General features: G+C 39.5%; 16 protein-coding genes and 1 tRNA gene. 2 read left to right on the forward strand and 15 right to left on the reverse strand.

Translation table 11 applies throughout. From position 1 onward, the window contains the following. Window positions 1-51: 51 nt before the first annotated feature. The 10 genes from J0J36_RS09645 to argR form a co-directional block, all read right to left on the reverse strand. The gene (locus J0J36_RS09645; RefSeq protein ID WP_153925471.1) at window positions 52-417 is read right to left on the reverse strand and encodes a MerR family transcriptional regulator; all 366 of its coding nucleotides are present in this window, start codon (window positions 415-417) and stop codon (window positions 52-54) included. Window positions 418-503: 86 nt separating this feature from the next. Next, window positions 504-938 carry a low molecular weight protein-tyrosine-phosphatase gene (locus tag J0J36_RS09650; RefSeq protein WP_019291963.1) on the reverse strand — a complete coding sequence of 145 codons (435 nt, stop codon included), beginning with the start codon at window positions 936-938 and terminating at the stop codon, window positions 504-506. A gap of 96 nt (window positions 939-1,034) precedes the next feature. Then, the gene (gene ruvB / locus J0J36_RS09655; protein WP_019291964.1) at window positions 1,035-2,033 is read right to left on the reverse strand and encodes a Holliday junction branch migration DNA helicase RuvB; all 999 of its coding nucleotides are present in this window, start codon (window positions 2,031-2,033) and stop codon (window positions 1,035-1,037) included. A gap of 37 nt (window positions 2,034-2,070) precedes the next feature. After that, window positions 2,071-2,661, reverse strand: a complete 591-nt coding sequence (gene ruvA / locus J0J36_RS09660; protein ID WP_019291965.1) for a Holliday junction branch migration protein RuvA — start codon at window positions 2,659-2,661, stop codon at window positions 2,071-2,073. After that, window positions 2,661-3,623, reverse strand: a complete 963-nt coding sequence (locus tag J0J36_RS09665; RefSeq protein ID WP_019291966.1) for a glycosyltransferase — start codon at window positions 3,621-3,623, stop codon at window positions 2,661-2,663. Before J0J36_RS09665 ends, ruvA begins: the two co-directional genes overlap by 1 nt. Before the next feature lie 19 nt (window positions 3,624-3,642). Next, window positions 3,643-5,529: a DNA mismatch repair endonuclease MutL gene (gene mutL / locus J0J36_RS09670; RefSeq protein WP_153925475.1), complete on the reverse strand. Its 1,887-nt coding sequence runs from the start codon at window positions 5,527-5,529 to the stop codon at window positions 3,643-3,645. A 170-nt stretch (window positions 5,530-5,699) separates the two neighbouring features. Continuing rightward, window positions 5,700-6,365 carry a hypothetical protein gene (locus J0J36_RS09675; protein ID WP_153925478.1) on the reverse strand — a complete coding sequence of 222 codons (666 nt, stop codon included), beginning with the start codon at window positions 6,363-6,365 and terminating at the stop codon, window positions 5,700-5,702. A gap of 69 nt (window positions 6,366-6,434) precedes the next feature. Beyond that, a complete protein-coding gene (gene mutS / locus J0J36_RS09680) occupies window positions 6,435-8,942 on the reverse strand; it encodes a DNA mismatch repair protein MutS (RefSeq protein ID WP_153925481.1) in 2,508 nt (835 codons plus the stop codon). Between the two features lie 109 nt (window positions 8,943-9,051). After that, window positions 9,052-9,393 (reverse strand): YlbF family regulator, encoded by a 342-nt coding sequence (locus J0J36_RS09685; protein WP_019291970.1) that lies wholly within the window; start codon window positions 9,391-9,393, stop codon window positions 9,052-9,054. Next, the gene (argR, locus tag J0J36_RS09690) at window positions 9,383-9,829 is read right to left on the reverse strand and encodes an arginine repressor (RefSeq protein ID WP_019291971.1); all 447 of its coding nucleotides are present in this window, start codon (window positions 9,827-9,829) and stop codon (window positions 9,383-9,385) included. Before argR ends, J0J36_RS09685 begins: the two co-directional genes overlap by 11 nt. Before the next feature lie 374 nt (window positions 9,830-10,203). Between argR and argS the strand changes: the two genes are divergently transcribed. Further along, on the forward strand, window positions 10,204-11,892 hold the full coding sequence (gene argS, locus J0J36_RS09695; RefSeq protein ID WP_019291972.1) for an arginine--tRNA ligase: 1,689 nt from the start codon (window positions 10,204-10,206) through the stop codon (window positions 11,890-11,892). Window positions 11,893-11,930: 38 nt separating this feature from the next. Here argS and J0J36_RS09700 read toward each other — a convergent pair whose 3' ends face one another. From J0J36_RS09700 to J0J36_RS09720, 5 genes are all read right to left on the reverse strand, one after another. Then, window positions 11,931-12,815: an NAD(P)-dependent oxidoreductase gene (locus tag J0J36_RS09700; RefSeq protein ID WP_040086946.1), complete on the reverse strand. Its 885-nt coding sequence runs from the start codon at window positions 12,813-12,815 to the stop codon at window positions 11,931-11,933. A gap of 10 nt (window positions 12,816-12,825) precedes the next feature. After that, window positions 12,826-13,032 carry a hypothetical protein gene (locus J0J36_RS09705; protein WP_019291485.1) on the reverse strand — a complete coding sequence of 69 codons (207 nt, stop codon included), beginning with the start codon at window positions 13,030-13,032 and terminating at the stop codon, window positions 12,826-12,828. A gap of 52 nt (window positions 13,033-13,084) precedes the next feature. Continuing rightward, window positions 13,085-13,167: transfer RNA gene (locus J0J36_RS09710), tRNA-Leu, on the reverse strand. Window positions 13,168-13,214: 47 nt separating this feature from the next. Then, a complete protein-coding gene (locus J0J36_RS09715; protein WP_019291484.1) occupies window positions 13,215-13,583 on the reverse strand; it encodes a DUF1634 domain-containing protein in 369 nt (122 codons plus the stop codon). Beyond that, a complete protein-coding gene (locus tag J0J36_RS09720) occupies window positions 13,580-14,425 on the reverse strand; it encodes a sulfite exporter TauE/SafE family protein (protein ID WP_019291483.1) in 846 nt (281 codons plus the stop codon). The genes J0J36_RS09715 and J0J36_RS09720 overlap by 4 nt, the downstream gene beginning before the upstream one ends. A 109-nt stretch (window positions 14,426-14,534) precedes the next feature. Here J0J36_RS09720 and J0J36_RS09725 point away from each other — a divergent pair, with 109 nt between their 5' ends. After that, window positions 14,535-14,714 (forward strand): hypothetical protein, encoded by a 180-nt coding sequence (locus J0J36_RS09725; RefSeq protein WP_019291482.1) that lies wholly within the window; start codon window positions 14,535-14,537, stop codon window positions 14,712-14,714. Window positions 14,715-14,735 lie beyond the last annotated feature (21 nt).

The following is a 14,735-nucleotide window of genomic DNA, read 5'->3' on the forward strand; positions in this document are numbered from 1 at the left end:
GGCTCCTTTTAAGAATAAACGATGCTTCAATTTCTTTGATGTAAGTTTTTATTACATACGCGGCTGGTTAAAATGAGTTGATGTTGGATGTCCGAAGCGCCCTTGCTGTGCAAATTCACGTTCTAAAGCAAGATGTACTTCACTGATAGAGAGATTTTTCATAGCTTTTTTCTGTCTTTGAGCATAGATACGCTTAATATCAGCGATATTATTGCCTTCTGACAGTAAATCAGCAATATCAAAAACAATCTCAATATCATTAAGAGAGTACATCCGACGGTTACCTTCGTTACGCTCTGGAAAAAGTAAACGTTGTTCCTCATAATAGCGAATTTGTCTTGCACTCAATCCTGTTAGTTTCATAACAGTACCAATAGGTAGCACTGCTAGGGAGTGTCTCAATTCACGTTCTTTCACCCGTCATCTCCTCAACTTCAACTCTATGGCCATATTATAAACCTAGTTTTATCTCTTGTCAAAGGTTTATGTCACATCATATAACATCAATTGCCATTATTTTCTAAAATATTTAAACAACCCTCTTTTACCAAGCGATAAGTTTCCTCAAAATCTCCCGTATACCAAGGATCTGGGACTGATTTATTCAAAAGCATTTTTATTTTATATTTTTGATCTGCAGGAGCCATTTTCTCTAAATTTTCTTTGTTAGATTCATCCATTGCAATAATTTGATCAAAATATTGGAAATCTTCCCGTGAGATTTGTTGGCTCCCTTTGGCAGCATCAAATGGGATGCCATACGTAGTTAAAAGAGAACGTGTCCCTGGATGGATGGGATTCCCGTGTTCCCAGCTCGATGTGGCTCTACTTTCCACCTCGAAATTTTTCCCCTCTTTTTCAACTAAGTCCTTCATGACAAACTCAGCCATGGGACTTCGACAAATATTACCTAAGCAGACAAATACTATTTTTTCCATATCTTCATTATAGCACAGCTATGAGCATAAAAAATATCATATAATGGAAATTTACTTAAGTAAGACATATAAAAAATACTCCATACGGAGTATTTTTTATTTCTCTTGATAAGGATAGCCCAAATGTTCATAAGCTTTGGGTGTCGCTTTACGCCCTTGCTTAGTTCTCATGATAAACCCTTTTTGAATCAGATAAGGCTCATACATATCTTCAACAGTCTCTTGGTCTTCTGCTATATTAACCGCTAGCGTTCCTAAACCTACAGGACCTCCATTATACATTTCGATCATTGTGCGTAAGATTTTTTGGTCAATATAATCAAGTCCCGCATTATCCACATCTAAAATCTGAAGTGCTTTATCTGTGATTTCTTTATCTACGCGACCGTCACCCATAATTTGTGCAAAATCTCGAACGCGCTTCAGCAGGCGATTTGCGATACGTGGTGTGCCTCGGCTTCGCAATGCAATCTCAAGCGCTCCTTGATCCACAATCTCCACTTCAAATATATCCGCTGTCCGTTTGACAATTTCCTCCAAGTCACGTTCAGTGTAATATTCCATATGAGCTGAAATTCCAAAACGCGCACGCAGAGGATTGGAAAGCATCCCAGCTCGCGTTGTTGCCCCCACTAATGTAAAAGGCGGCAAATCCAAATGAACTGAGCGACTGCCATCGCCAGATCCGAGCATGATATCAATATAGAAGTCTTCCATGGCAGAGTAAAGAACTTCTTCTACTTGCATAGGCATACGGTGGATTTCATCAATAAAAAGCACATCTCCTGGCTCAAGTTCGTTTAAGATAGCGACCAAGTCACCTGGTTTTTCAATTGCTGGTCCCGATGTTTGTTTGATATTCACCCCCAGCTCATTCGAAATAACAAAGGCCATGGTTGTTTTACCTAATCCGGGAGGGCCAAAAAGAAGCACGTGATCCAGTACTTCTTCACGTAGTCTTGCTGCTTTGATAAATATTTCAAGTTGTTCTTTAACCTTGTCTTGACCGATGTATTGATTGAAAAATTGAGGCCTTAAAGACTTCTCAACCATCATTTCATCTTCAAGTGGTGTTGGTGATAAGTTTTCGTTCATTGTTTTTATTATAACAAAAATCCGTATTGTACGGATTTTATTTCATCATTAATTTAAGGGCGGCTTTGATATACTCTTCACTGGTCAATCCAGATTCAACTTCAAGTTTCTTCTGAATTTTCTTAAGCTCGGTTGCTTTATAGCCTAGGGCTTGCAAAGCTTCAATCGCTTCAATAAGAGCTAGATTTTCATTTTTAGCCGTAGTTTTGACTATTTCAGCTGAAGTCGTAGCATCAAACTTACCAGCTAAATCCAGAACCATCTGCATCGCTGTCTTTTTACCGACACCTGGAAATTTCGTCAAATACTTGATATCGCTGTTGTCGATCGCATGAACAAGACCCACATTATCATCTGCAGCGATGATTGCTAAGGCAGATTTTGGTCCAATGCCTGATACACTAATCAAACGTAAAAATAAAGCTTTCTCTGCATCATCCATAAAGCCATATAAACTATGTGCATCTTCCCGAATCACTTGGTGCACATATATTTTAATCTCTTGGTTCATCATATGCGACCAAGCATAAGGATTTGCTACATTGATGAGATAGCCAATACTTGCGACATCAACAACGATATATGTTGGTGTAATTTTAACTAACTTGCCTTGGAAGTATTCGTACATTAGTCCTCATCACCTTCTGTGTTAATAAAGTCTTGGATAATAAAACGTGGGCGTGCTTTAACTTCGAGGAAGATCTTACCAATATACTCACCAATAATCCCAAGAGCCAAGAGTTGAATTCCACCCAGACCAATAATAGCAACCATGATTGAGGCCCAACCAGTCGTTGGAAAGCCTCCGATGAAATGACGCGCTACAACATAAATTCCAGCTACAAAAGCAAGAAGGAACATAGTCAATCCAGTCCAGAAAATAAAGCGCATCGGTGTTGCTGAAGTTGAAGTAATACCATCAATCGCAAAACTCACCATCTTTTTGAGAGGGTACTTACTTTCCCCTGCAAAACGTTCCCCACGTTTATAGTAAACATTTGTTGATTTATATCCCACAAGAGGGACCATGCCACGTAAAAAGAGGTTTACTTCCTCATACTCAGCTAAACCATTTAAGGCGCGACTGCTCATCAGGCGAAAGTCTGCCGAATTGGGCACAGATTCACTGCCTAGTTTCTTCATCAAGCCATAAAAAGCCATAGCTGTACGGCGTTTAAATGCCGTATCTGTGTCACGATTATCACGTACGCCATAAACTACTTCGTAACCTTTTTCGTACTCTTCAAGCATCGCATCAATCGCATTGATATCGTCCTGTAAGTCCGCATCCATTGAAATAACGGCATCTGCTAAGTCTTTAACTTGCATCAAACCTGCCAAGAGCGCATTTTGATGCCCTCTGTTGCGTGAGAGATTGATACCACTAAACATCGGATTGGCCGCATGTTTTTCTTGAATTTTTTCCCAGGTACTGTCTCGCGAACCATCATTAACATAAACAACACGGCTTTTTTCATCAATCTTGCCAGCTTGCTTCAAAGCTGCATATTTCTCTTCAAGGCGGCGTGATGTTTCATCAAGTACCAATTCTTCGTTGTAACAAGGGACTACCATGTATAAAGTTGTCATTTTTCTTCTTTTCCTATTTTTAATTTATATTCTTCCAACTTGCGGCTTTGGAAAGATGTGTTTCTTGACGGCGTCGGAACATTTTTTCTAAGTCTCCGCCATTAAAATGGACAATTGTTGGACGTCCATGCGCACAAGAGTAAGGGTTCTCACAAGTAGCAAGTTCTTTGACTAATGCCCGCGCTGATTCAACATCAAGCGGATAGTTTGCCTTAATCGAACTCTTACATGCCACCATTGTTGCTAAATCATGTCGATATTTTTTGACTGAGAATTCTTTTGTCAAAAGGATTTCATCAATCATCTCATAAACTGTTTCTTCTAAGTCATTTTCTTGAAGCCAAGTGGGATGCTCACGTAGAATTAATTGATTTTCTCCATATTCTTCAAGGAACAATCCTGCTTCTTCCAAAATAGATTTTCGATCTAAAAACATCAAAAAATCATTCTTAGGTAGACTAAAAATGTAAGGGGCCAGTAAAATTTGTTGGTCCATGCTTACTTCACCAATTTTATCGCGCCAATATTCATATTTTATCCGCTCTTGGGCGGCATGTTGATCAATAATATAAAGTCCATCTTGCGCTTGGCAAAGCAGGTAAGTAGCATGCAGTTGTGCCAGATATTCCAAATCAGGAAAGGCCGTTTTTTCTTCTATTTTCTCTGGGCTTTCAGCCTGTTGTTTTTCTTCGATCACAGTTTCTTCGAAAATAGAAGGTGTGCGGGCTTCATCTGGAGGAACAACCTTCTCCTGAGGCATGCTGTACTCCTCATGTACCTGAGTCTTATTCACAAAGAAATCCTGACTTACCTTATCGTAATAAAGGTTTGTTGTTTTGCTCTCACTTGTAACTTCTGGTTGTTCCTCTACTTTCGCCCGCCGTGAATTAAGGTTTTCCAATGCATCAGGAATTAAAGTTTGCTCTACAAAAACACTTTGAATAGCTTCTGTAATCAAACGCATTAGTTCACGCTCTTTTGATAAGCGTACTTCTTGTTTCGTCGGGTGCACATTAACATCGGCTAATTGCGGATCAATCTCAATAGAAAGCACAACAATAGGAAAACGCCCCACCATCAAACGGTTACCGTATCCTTCAAGGATTGCACGGTTTAGCAAGAAATTTTTGATGAAGCGGCCATTTATCATCAAGGTAATGTAATTACGGTTAGCGCGTGTTAGCTCAGGCAAACTCACGTATCCCGAAATCGTAAAATCTAAATCTTCCGCTTCTACTTTTAACATTTTTTTGGCAGTTGAAAGGCCGTAAACACTGGCAATAACCTGACGTAGATCACCATTTCCCGCCGTTTTCATCAATTCTCTGCCTTCATTGATCAGTGTGAAAGAAATCTCGGGATGAGCCATACTTTGACGATTAATGACATCCGTAATGTGGCTAAGTTCTGCTTGCAAGGAACGAATATATTTTAAGCGTGCCGGCGTATTGTAGAAAAGATTTTGTACAGTAACCTTGGTCCCTTCTCTTTGGGCAATTGCTTCTAATGTGTCCACTTTTCCACCATGACTAATCAAGCGTGTGCCTGACTCTTCATCTGTCACACTTGTCTCAATAGAAAATTCACTGACTGAAGCAATTGAAGGCATCGCTTCTCCCCGAAATCCAAGAGTACGGATTTTAAACAAATCCGCTTTATTTTTGATTTTACTGGTTGCGTGCCGCTTCAAAGACTTAGCAACATCTTCTTTTTCAATCCCCGTTCCATTGTCAATCACTTCAATGAGTCGTAAACCACTCTCTTGAATTTTCACAATGATACGCGTTGCACCGGCATCAATTGAGTTTTCTACTAATTCTTTTACAACGCTAGCAGGCCGTTCTACCACTTCACCAGCTGCTATCTGATTAGCAAGTGATTCATCAAGTTCGATTATTTTTCCCACTTATTCAGACCTCCGCATCAAGCGACTGTTTCTCTTTTTCATAGTCAGTACTTATTATAGCATATTTTAAAGAGAGAAATTTGAAAGCTGAAGAGTTTCTTGACAACAAAGAGAACCTCTCCTGAAATACACCGGAGAGGTCTCTCATATTATCACTTCATTAATCTATTTTAATACTGAAGCTGATCCATGTTACTGAATATAGCTGCGCCAAGAATCATAAAGAAAAGCAAGAGAAGTACGATAACTACTGCACCAATGATAAAGGCAACTAATCCGGCACGATTCCAACCGTCCATAACCTTACGAAACTCTTCTTCATCACGGTAGCGATTGTCTGGATTTTGTAGAGCCCAACGTTCTCCATTAATACCGAAAACAATAGCCCAAACAATACCAAAAATCCAGCCAAGCCAAGGAATACATACAAGTAAACTGAGCAAACCGAGATAAGAGCGATTAGCTACACCAAAGAAGACGGGCATAGCCATTGCACCCCAGTTCCATTTTGGAGTTATTCCTGATTTGACACGGTTGTCTGCCAAAAATGGCTCATCTGCATAATCAAATGGAGAAACTTGAGGTGCTTCAGTTTCTTCTTTTTCAGGAAGAATCTCGTCTTTGGATGCTACATCGGGAGCTGCAACCTCTTCTTCAATTGTAGTTTCCACGATTTCCACAGGCTCCGAAACAGGCGAGACAGAGTGCTCTATTTCTGATACTATAAGTGTTTCTTCCTGTTTACCTTCAGGAGTTACGCCAACACCATCTTCTTCCATAGTTTCAACTTCGGGGACTTCAGGTGTTTCTACGATTTTATCTTTATCTTCCGCCATACACTCTCCTTTTAACACTTCTATATTTATTCACTTTATTCTAACAATTTTACTATTAAAAACCAAATCTTACAGCCTGTCTTTGAGATTCCATAAAAAGTTCAAAGCTTCGCGTGCTGTCATATTATCGACATTCGTTTCTTTTAGCATCTCAATCAACTCTTGATGGTTATCTTCAAAAGTGAAAAGGCTCAATTGCTCTTTTTCAACTTCGGGTGCCTTGCTCATCACAGGCTTATTCTCCAACTTTTGTAAAATAATATCGGCACGTTCAAGTAATTTTGTTGGCAATCCTGCAATTTTAGCCACATGAATACCATAGGATTTGTCTGCTGGTCCTTCCGTAATCTTATGCAGGAAAGTCACATCACCGCCTTTTTCTAAGGTGGCAACGTGAACATTTTCTAACTCCTTAAGATTATCTGCCAACTCCGTCAACTCATGATAATGCGTCGCAAAGAGTGTTTTAGCATGAATATTATCATGAATATACTCAATAATCGACTGCGCCAAAGCCATTCCGTCATAGGTTGCAGTGCCTCGTCCAAGTTCATCAAAAATAATTAAAGAATGCAGCGTAGCATGTTGTATAGCATGATTGGCTTCCATCATTTCTACCATAAAGGTCGACTCTCCTGAGATTAGATTATCACTTGCACCAATACGTGTAAAAATCGCATCAAATATTGGAAGTTCAGCAACCTCAGCTGGTACGAAAGAACCTAGCTGTGCCATAATAACAATCATCGCAAATTGACGCATGTAAGTTGATTTACCAGACATATTTGGCCCAGTGATGAGTTGAATTGCGGTTTGGTCCGGTAACTTAATGTCATTGGGGACATATTCTTGTGCCCCAAGAACGCTCTCAACCACAGGATGACGCCCTTTTATAATGTTAACCTTACGTTCTGGAGTAAAAATTGGACGGATATACTGATATTTTTCGGCAACAGTCGCTAAGCTTTGCAAACAGTCGATACTGGCAATTGCTTTTGCTAATTTCTGCAGGCGCGAGATATATTGTTCAGTTTCTGTACGTACTTGCGCAAAAAGATCATATTCTAAAATACTTGATTTTTCACGTGCCTCAAGCATAATTTCTTCGATTTCAGCCAACTCTTTTGAGCCAAAACGCTCTGAATTTTTCAGCGTGGCTTTACGATAAAAGTGGTCAGGAACACTACCAAGCTGACTCTGCGTAATATGGAAATAATAACCATCTTTGCGGTTAAAATCAATTCTTAATGTCGAGATTCCGGTGTCGGCTTTTTCTTTCGCTTCCAACTCTGCTATCCACGAGGTACCATTTGTTAAAGCTTCGCGATACTTGTCCAGTTGCTCATTATAACCTGACTTAATGACACCCCCTTCAGTTATGACACGTTGCGCCGATTCATCTATTGCCTGACGTATCAAGGAGATAAGCTCTGGAATTTCATCCAGTTGAGAGATCAAGGGTTCTAGGGCTGGATTGTTCATGGTCAGTAAAACATTTTTAATGCCTGGGACATTAGATAAGGAATTTTCTAACTGTAAATAATCCACGGGAAGAACTTTACCAAAGGACACACGGGAAGCCAAGCGCTCAAGGTCGTAAACTCCCTTTAGAGCCTCAATCAAATCTGCCCGTTCAAAGAAATTGTCCACGAAAAGTTGTACAATATCCGCACGTTTATTGATTGCGCTGGCAGAAATCAACGGACGATCTACCCAGTTACGGAGTAAACGTGTGCCCATAGCTGTTTTGGTTTCATCAAGCAACCAATAGAGTGTCCCATGTTTTTTTCCTTCGCGTTTATTTGCGGTTAACTCTAGAGAAGATTTCGTTGCAAAGTCCATTTGCAGAAAGTCTTTTATTTCATAGTGTTCCACTTCCTGTAAGTGACTTAAATCCCGTAACTGAGTGCGATTAACATAGGCCAAGAGCTTTGAAGCCACTTGATTTTCCAAAGGAGTAAGTGTGGAAGCAACGTCTTCATACTCGTATTGCTCTGAAACCATCACGTTCAACTGTTTTTCAAAGACTTTCCTGTCATCATCTGATAGCTCATAACCGACGACAATCTCACGTGCCTTTAGAGATGATATCTCACTGAGGGCTGCTGAAAAATCAGAGAACTGTGTTGCTTTAAATTCGCCTGTAGATAGATCCATATAAGCCAAGGAAAATGTTTCAGAAGCTTTATCCAAGGCCACCAAAAAGTTATTTTCCGTTGTTAAGCCCACATCAACAGCTGTTCCTGGTGTGATAACTTGAGTGACGGCACGTTTGACAATACCGACAGCTGTTTTAGGGTCTTCCATTTGCTCTGCCACGGCAACTTTATGGCCTAAATTCACAAGCTGCTCGATATATTGATCTGCTGAATGGTGAGGAACACCTGCCATCGGAATCGGATTTTCTGCATTCTTATTGCGCGAAGTCAGAGACAATTCTAAAATTTGGGCTGCATTCACCGCATCTTCATAAAAAAGCTCGTAAAAATCTCCCATACGAAAGAGCAAGAAAGCATCCGGATAATCAGCTTTGATATCAAGATATTGCTGCATTCCTGGTGAAATTTTTTCAGACATATAATTCTTCTTTCTTTTGAAAATCGTTTGCTTCTATTATAACATACAAAAAGCCAGCTTAAGCTTGTAGGTAAAAACAAAAAGGACACAAGATCCTTCTCCTAGCGACCTAATGTCCTAAAGCTTCATTAACTTTACTTTCAATTTCACCTGTTACATGATTCAAAAGAGCATCAACAGGCTGCATTTTTAAAAGATAATCCTCAACTAAGGGATCGTTTTTTAAAGACTTGTGTATCTTTTGTGCTGCATTAGATGTTTCTTTAAAGGCCTGTATTTTACCTATTTTTTGATAGAGAACGGCTTCCTTCTGCAGCTCCTTCATTTTACTTTGTTGCTCAAACAGCTCTCTTTCTTCCTGTAAGGTATTTTCTGCTTTTTGAAAAGCCTTAACATAATCCAAATCAAGAATATGTGCAATCAATTTTTCTTTACTTGCATTATAAGGCATCTTCAATCTCCAAGGCTAAGCTTTCTGCAGCCGCTTCATCCTTACAAATGAGCAGTAAAGTATCTGCACCAGCCAAAGTCCCTAAAATTTCTGGGCGTTGCTCATCATCAAAAGCATTCGCCAAAAGATCTGCCTCACCCAGATGCGTGTGTACAACTACATTAACACTGGCAACATCAACTTTCAGTACAAAGTTAGTCAGATATTGTTGCAGCAAAGATTGTGAAGGCGAGTTAAGCTCTGTCAAAAAAACATAAAAGCTCTTACCGTCTTCACGCTTTTTAATAATATGCAGCTCACGAATATCACGTGACAGACTCGCCTGCGTAATCTTTACCCCTCTAGATTCTAGGACACTTTGAAGCTCTTCCTGTGTCGCAATCTTATTTTCAGAGATAATTTGTTTAATTAAATTTAATCGTTCTTCTCTTTTCATAGTCTCATTATAGCATAAAAATACTCAACAAAATACAGGAATGAAGGTACATTTGTCATTATTTTAAATTATTATTTATACATATTTTACCTCTTAGGATAAAAATATATGCACCTATCCCCATAACACCAATGAATAAAGAGACCTCTTCCTTGCTTCAACCATTCCACTTTCTAATCAAAAGTGTATAAAAATACAAAATATATCTTTTATAATTTTTTCAGTCCGTAAATTCAACACATCACACAAAAAAACATCTCTGAAAAAGAATGCTCCTTATCCTATAATTTATTTGGCTCACTTCACTCATAAAGCTTAAAATTTAACACAATAAGCACTATACTTTTTTATTTCTATTATGGTATAATTATTCCATGAATGAAAAACTATTAGCAGCAAAATCTTTGTTCGCCGTACTCGATGGTGCGCTTGAACTCGAACAAATCGAAAATTTGCTTGAAAAACCAAAATCATCAGAAATGGGCGATATCGCATTTCCAGCTTTCAGTTTAGCCAAGACTTTGCGCAAAGCCCCACAAATCATCGCTGGTGAAATCGCTGAGAACATTGATGCTACTGGCTTTGATAAAGTAGTTGCTACTGGTCCTTACGTGAATTTCTTCCTTGACAAAAAAGCTGTTGCCACAGCAGTTATCAACGAAGTTATCACTGAAAAAGAAGACTATGGCGACCAAAATATCGGTCATGGTGCTAATGTTCCTATTGACATGTCGGCTCCAAATATTGCCAAGCCTTTTTCTATTGGTCATTTGCGCTCAACTGTTATCGGAGACTCGCTTTCAAAAATTTATGAAAAGATTGGTTACAATACAATCAAAATCAATCACTTGGGAGATTGGGGCAAACAGTTTGGTCTCTTGATCACTGCTTATAAAAAATACGGTGATGAAGCGACAATTACTGCCAATCCAATCGATGAGTTATTGAAGCTTTATGTACAAATCAATGCCGAAGCTAAAGAAGATCCCGCGGTAGACGAAGAAGGTCGCGCTTGGTTCCTTAAAATGGAACAAGGTGACGAGGAAGCCCTTCGCATCTGGAAATGGTTCTCTGATGTCAGCTTGATTGAATTTAACCGTATTTACGGTAAATTAGGCATTGAGTTTGATCACTTTACAGGTGAATCTTTCTACTCTGATAAGATGGATGCCGTTGTTGAAGACCTAGAATCTAAAGGCTTAATGCACGAATCTAAAGGTGCGATGGTTGTAGACCTCGAAAAATACAACCTCAACCCAGCCTTGATTAAAAAAACTGACGGTGCAACATTATACATTACACGTGACTTAGCAACAGCAATGTACCGTAAAGCAACTTTTGATTTTGTAAAATCACTTTATGTTGTTGGTGGCGAGCAACAAAACCACTTCAAACAATTAAAGGCAGTACTCAAGGAAGCCGGTTATGACTGGTCAGACAACATGACACACGTGTCCTTCGGTATGGTAACGCAAGGCGGGAAAAAATTCTCAACACGTAAAGGTCACGTTGTTAAGTTAGAAACAACACTTGACGAAGCGGTAGAACGTGCTTTGAAGCAAATCAACGATAAAAATCCTGACTTGCCAAACAAAGAGCGTGTTGCACAACAAGTTGGGGTGGGTGCCGTGAAGTTCTACGACTTAAAAACCGACCGTAACAATGGTTATGACTTCAACCTTGAAGAAATGGTTTCATTTGAAGGTGAGACTGGCCCTTACGTACAATATGCGTATGCACGTATCCGTTCAATCTTACGTAAAGCAAACTATGTACCGCAACCAGTCAATGTTGAAGAGACACCAGCTGAAGCTTGGGAAATTGTGAAGCTACTCCAAGACTTTGGTAACATTGTTAAACGTGCTGCCGATAAGTATGAACCTTCTATCATTGCGAAATACTCAATTTCCTTGGCACAAGCTTTTAACAAATATTATGCACATGTACGTATCCTTGAGGACAACGAAGGGCTTCAAGCACGTTTAGCACTTGCTAATGCAACTTCTCTTGTCTTAAAAGAAGCATTGCGTCTGCTTGGTGTGGAAGCACCAGAGGAAATGTAAGTTTTCAAATAAAAAAATAGACCACATGGTCTATTTTTTTATTTATTCGGTCTCACGCCTTCTGGCCACCAAAGTTTAATCAGCGCCTGAGTGCCATCATTTTCATATCCTTCTTCTGCTAAACGATCATAAAGTTTTTTCGCTCCTGCTGTGGCAGGAAGTTCAATTCCCATTTTTTCAGCCTCAGCTAAAGCAATTCCTAAATCTTTAATAAAATGTTTAACGAAGAAACCCGCACTAAAGTCCTCACGTAAAATACGCGGTGCATAATTAGTCATTGACCAAGTAGCTGCCGAGCCTCCTCCTACTGTTTGAAGAACTTTTTCCACATCTAAACCAGCTTTATCTGCATAAACCATCAGCTCTGTCATTGCAGTCATCGTTCCTGCAATAGCAATTTGGTTGGCCATTTTGGTATGTTGACCCGCTCCTGCTGCTCCTTGACGTGTAATCGTTTTGCCGATAGCTTCAAAGTAAGGCAAGAGATGTTCATAGGCTTCTTCCTCACCACCTACCATAATTGTTAAGCTGGCATTCTTTGCCCCAATATCACCTCCCGATACCGGAGCATCTAAAGCCGAAGCTCCCGCTTCTTTTGCAGCATGATAAATCTCTTGAGCCAAAGCCGGCTCTGATGTCGTCATATCCACCAAAAACGTGCCGTGTACATCTGCCTTAAATACACCTTTTTCGCCGAAATAAATTTCGCGAACATCTTTGGGATAGCCTACAATAGAAAAAACAATATCCGTTACTTCTGCAATTTCTTGCGGTGTCGCGCAGTAAGTTGCTCCACGCGCTACTAAAGAATCAGTTTTTGCTTTTGTTCTATTATAAACATACAGTTCATTGCCTGCATCAAGTAGATGACCTGCCATTGCTGCGCCCATTACTCCTGTACCGATAAATCCGATTTTTGCCATGATTTCTCCTTTATTTGTTCAATCTTCTTTGCCTTGCTACTGTTCGACGTAAGGCTTTAATCTTTTGATTACGATAATCTTCTAATTTATAGCTTTTCAGCAATTTTTCAATCCCAACACGTGTTAAACCCACTTCCTCTCCTATACTTGCTAGAGCACGGAGGGGATTTTCATCTATACGCTCCTGTAGCTCTTCTTTTGTCAATCTTCTTGCCATATCTTCACCTCTTAAATAAAAAATCCCGCCTAAGCGAGATTGTAACTGGTTATGGGGGAGAGGGGATTTGAACCCCCACACCCTTACGAGCACATGCACCTGAAGCATGCGTGTCTGCCATTCCACCACTCCCCCAGCACTACCTATAATACCAGTTTCAATAGTGTTTTGCAAGAAATAGCTTACGCACCTGTATGCCCTAAAAGGATAGCTATAATCAATACAGCGAGTACCATCATCGTAATAATGACATACATTTTATCACCTTCTTTTGCAAAGGCAAAAATAGAAGCAACTACCCGAAGGACAGGTGTTAAAATCAAAAGAAACAGACCAGTCATAAGCCAAGCGAAGGCTTTAAAAGCGACAAGCCCCTCTGCAATTTCCGACAAGCCTCGAGGATAAGTCGTCCCTGGGTAACCAGAATGCCCCGTGAAAACAAACATAATTAAACCAATAATGATAATTGCCGAGCTAATAAATACACCCGCTCTTAAAATTTTTCCTATTCTGAGTTCAATTTCAAGTAATTTTTCTTTTTCTTCCGTCATAAACCAAGTCCTTTAAGTATCATTTGTAAAGCCATAAGACCAATTACAGGAATAAATATCAAGCGAATCGTCCGAGCAGGCAAATGTGGCATAATACGCGAACCAATAGCTGCGCCAGCTACAATTCCTATCGCTAAAGGTCCTGCTAAGGACGGATCAACATAGCCGTTAAAGAAGTAGACCGTCGCTGAAGCTGCTGCAGTTACCCCAATCATGAGATTTGAGGTTGCAGTTGACGGTTTTAATGGCATTTTCATCGTTGTATCCATAGCTAAAACCTTAAATGCCCCCGAACCTATTCCTAAAAGTCCTGAAGCTATTCCTGCACCAAACATAATCGATGCACCAGCTGGGACTTTTTCCACTTGATAAGCGACCTCTTTTCCTGTTTGCTTATCAAAGTAAGAAGAATTAAGCTTCATCTTTTCTGCCCATTTGTCTGAGGTAACATTTTGCAAGACTTTTTCACCTTGATGTAGCTTACGCCACATATTATAGGCTTGAAAAATCAATAAACAAGCAAAAAGTATATTTAATACCGCAGCATTAAACAGTCCGGCCAAAATCGCTCCTAGTAATCCACCAATTGTGGTAAAAATTTCTAAAAACATGGCGACCCGAACATTAACCAGATCATCTTTCAAATAAGAAATGGCAGCACCTGAACTCGTTGCAATAACAGCGACAATACTTGCACCGATTGCATATTTTATATCAACCCCAAAAAAAGAGGTAATAATCGGTGTGATGATAATTCCACCACCGAGACCTAAAATGCTTCCTACAATACCGGCAACAACGCCAAGTATGAGCATGCAAAGTGTAAAAGTTAATAAAGACATATTCCTATTCTATCACTTTCATTCGAAAGAATCTCAGTTGGAGGGCGCAAAGATATTTTTGTGATATAATTTTCTTAGTAGTAAATTTTTCTCATATAAGGAAATCATTATGAATCGTAAAGAGCTTGAAGAGAGACTTCAAAAAGAATTAAACTTACCTTTTTATCGTGCTAAAATTGCTGAGCGTGATTATACTGAAGCTGAGTATCAAGATATAAAGACCCAGTTAAATAAAGACTATCTGGATTATGTTGATACTTATATCGACTATGCTGAAAATGATGTTTGATAATCAATAGAAAGAAGAGAC

Origin of the sequence: Lactococcus sp. LG1074 (assembly GCF_017309525.1) — a bacterium.
Taxonomy (GTDB): Bacteria; Bacillota; Bacilli; order Lactobacillales; family Streptococcaceae; genus Lactococcus; species Lactococcus petauri.

Coding starts and splice junctions, on each gene's coding strand:
- J0J36_RS09665 (WP_019291966.1), bottom strand. CDS start 3,623: ATGACAACTTTATACATGGTAGTCCCTTGTTACAACGAAGAATTGGTA.
- J0J36_RS09720 (WP_019291483.1), bottom strand. CDS start 14,425: ATGTCTTTATTAACTTTTACACTTTGCATGCTCATACTTGGCGTTGTT.
- J0J36_RS09705 (WP_019291485.1), bottom strand. CDS start 13,032: ATGGCAAGAAGATTGACAAAAGAAGAGCTACAGGAGCGTATAGATGAA.
- ruvA (WP_019291965.1), bottom strand. CDS start 2,661: ATGTACGAATACTTCCAAGGCAAGTTAGTTAAAATTACACCAACATAT.
- argS (WP_019291972.1), top strand. CDS start 10,204: ATGAATGAAAAACTATTAGCAGCAAAATCTTTGTTCGCCGTACTCGAT.
- J0J36_RS09675 (WP_153925478.1), bottom strand. CDS start 6,365: ATGGCGGAAGATAAAGATAAAATCGTAGAAACACCTGAAGTCCCCGAA.
- argR (WP_019291971.1), bottom strand. CDS start 9,829: ATGAAAAGAGAAGAACGATTAAATTTAATTAAACAAATTATCTCTGAA.
- ruvB (WP_019291964.1), bottom strand. CDS start 2,033: ATGAACGAAAACTTATCACCAACACCACTTGAAGATGAAATGATGGTT.
- mutS (WP_153925481.1), bottom strand. CDS start 8,942: ATGTCTGAAAAAATTTCACCAGGAATGCAGCAATATCTTGATATCAAA.
- J0J36_RS09685 (WP_019291970.1), bottom strand. CDS start 9,393: ATGCCTTATAATGCAAGTAAAGAAAAATTGATTGCACATATTCTTGAT.
- J0J36_RS09700 (WP_040086946.1), bottom strand. CDS start 12,815: ATGGCAAAAATCGGATTTATCGGTACAGGAGTAATGGGCGCAGCAATG.
- J0J36_RS09650 (WP_019291963.1), bottom strand. CDS start 938: ATGGAAAAAATAGTATTTGTCTGCTTAGGTAATATTTGTCGAAGTCCC.
- J0J36_RS09725 (WP_019291482.1), top strand. CDS start 14,535: ATGAATCGTAAAGAGCTTGAAGAGAGACTTCAAAAAGAATTAAACTTA.
- J0J36_RS09715 (WP_019291484.1), bottom strand. CDS start 13,583: ATGACGGAAGAAAAAGAAAAATTACTTGAAATTGAACTCAGAATAGGA.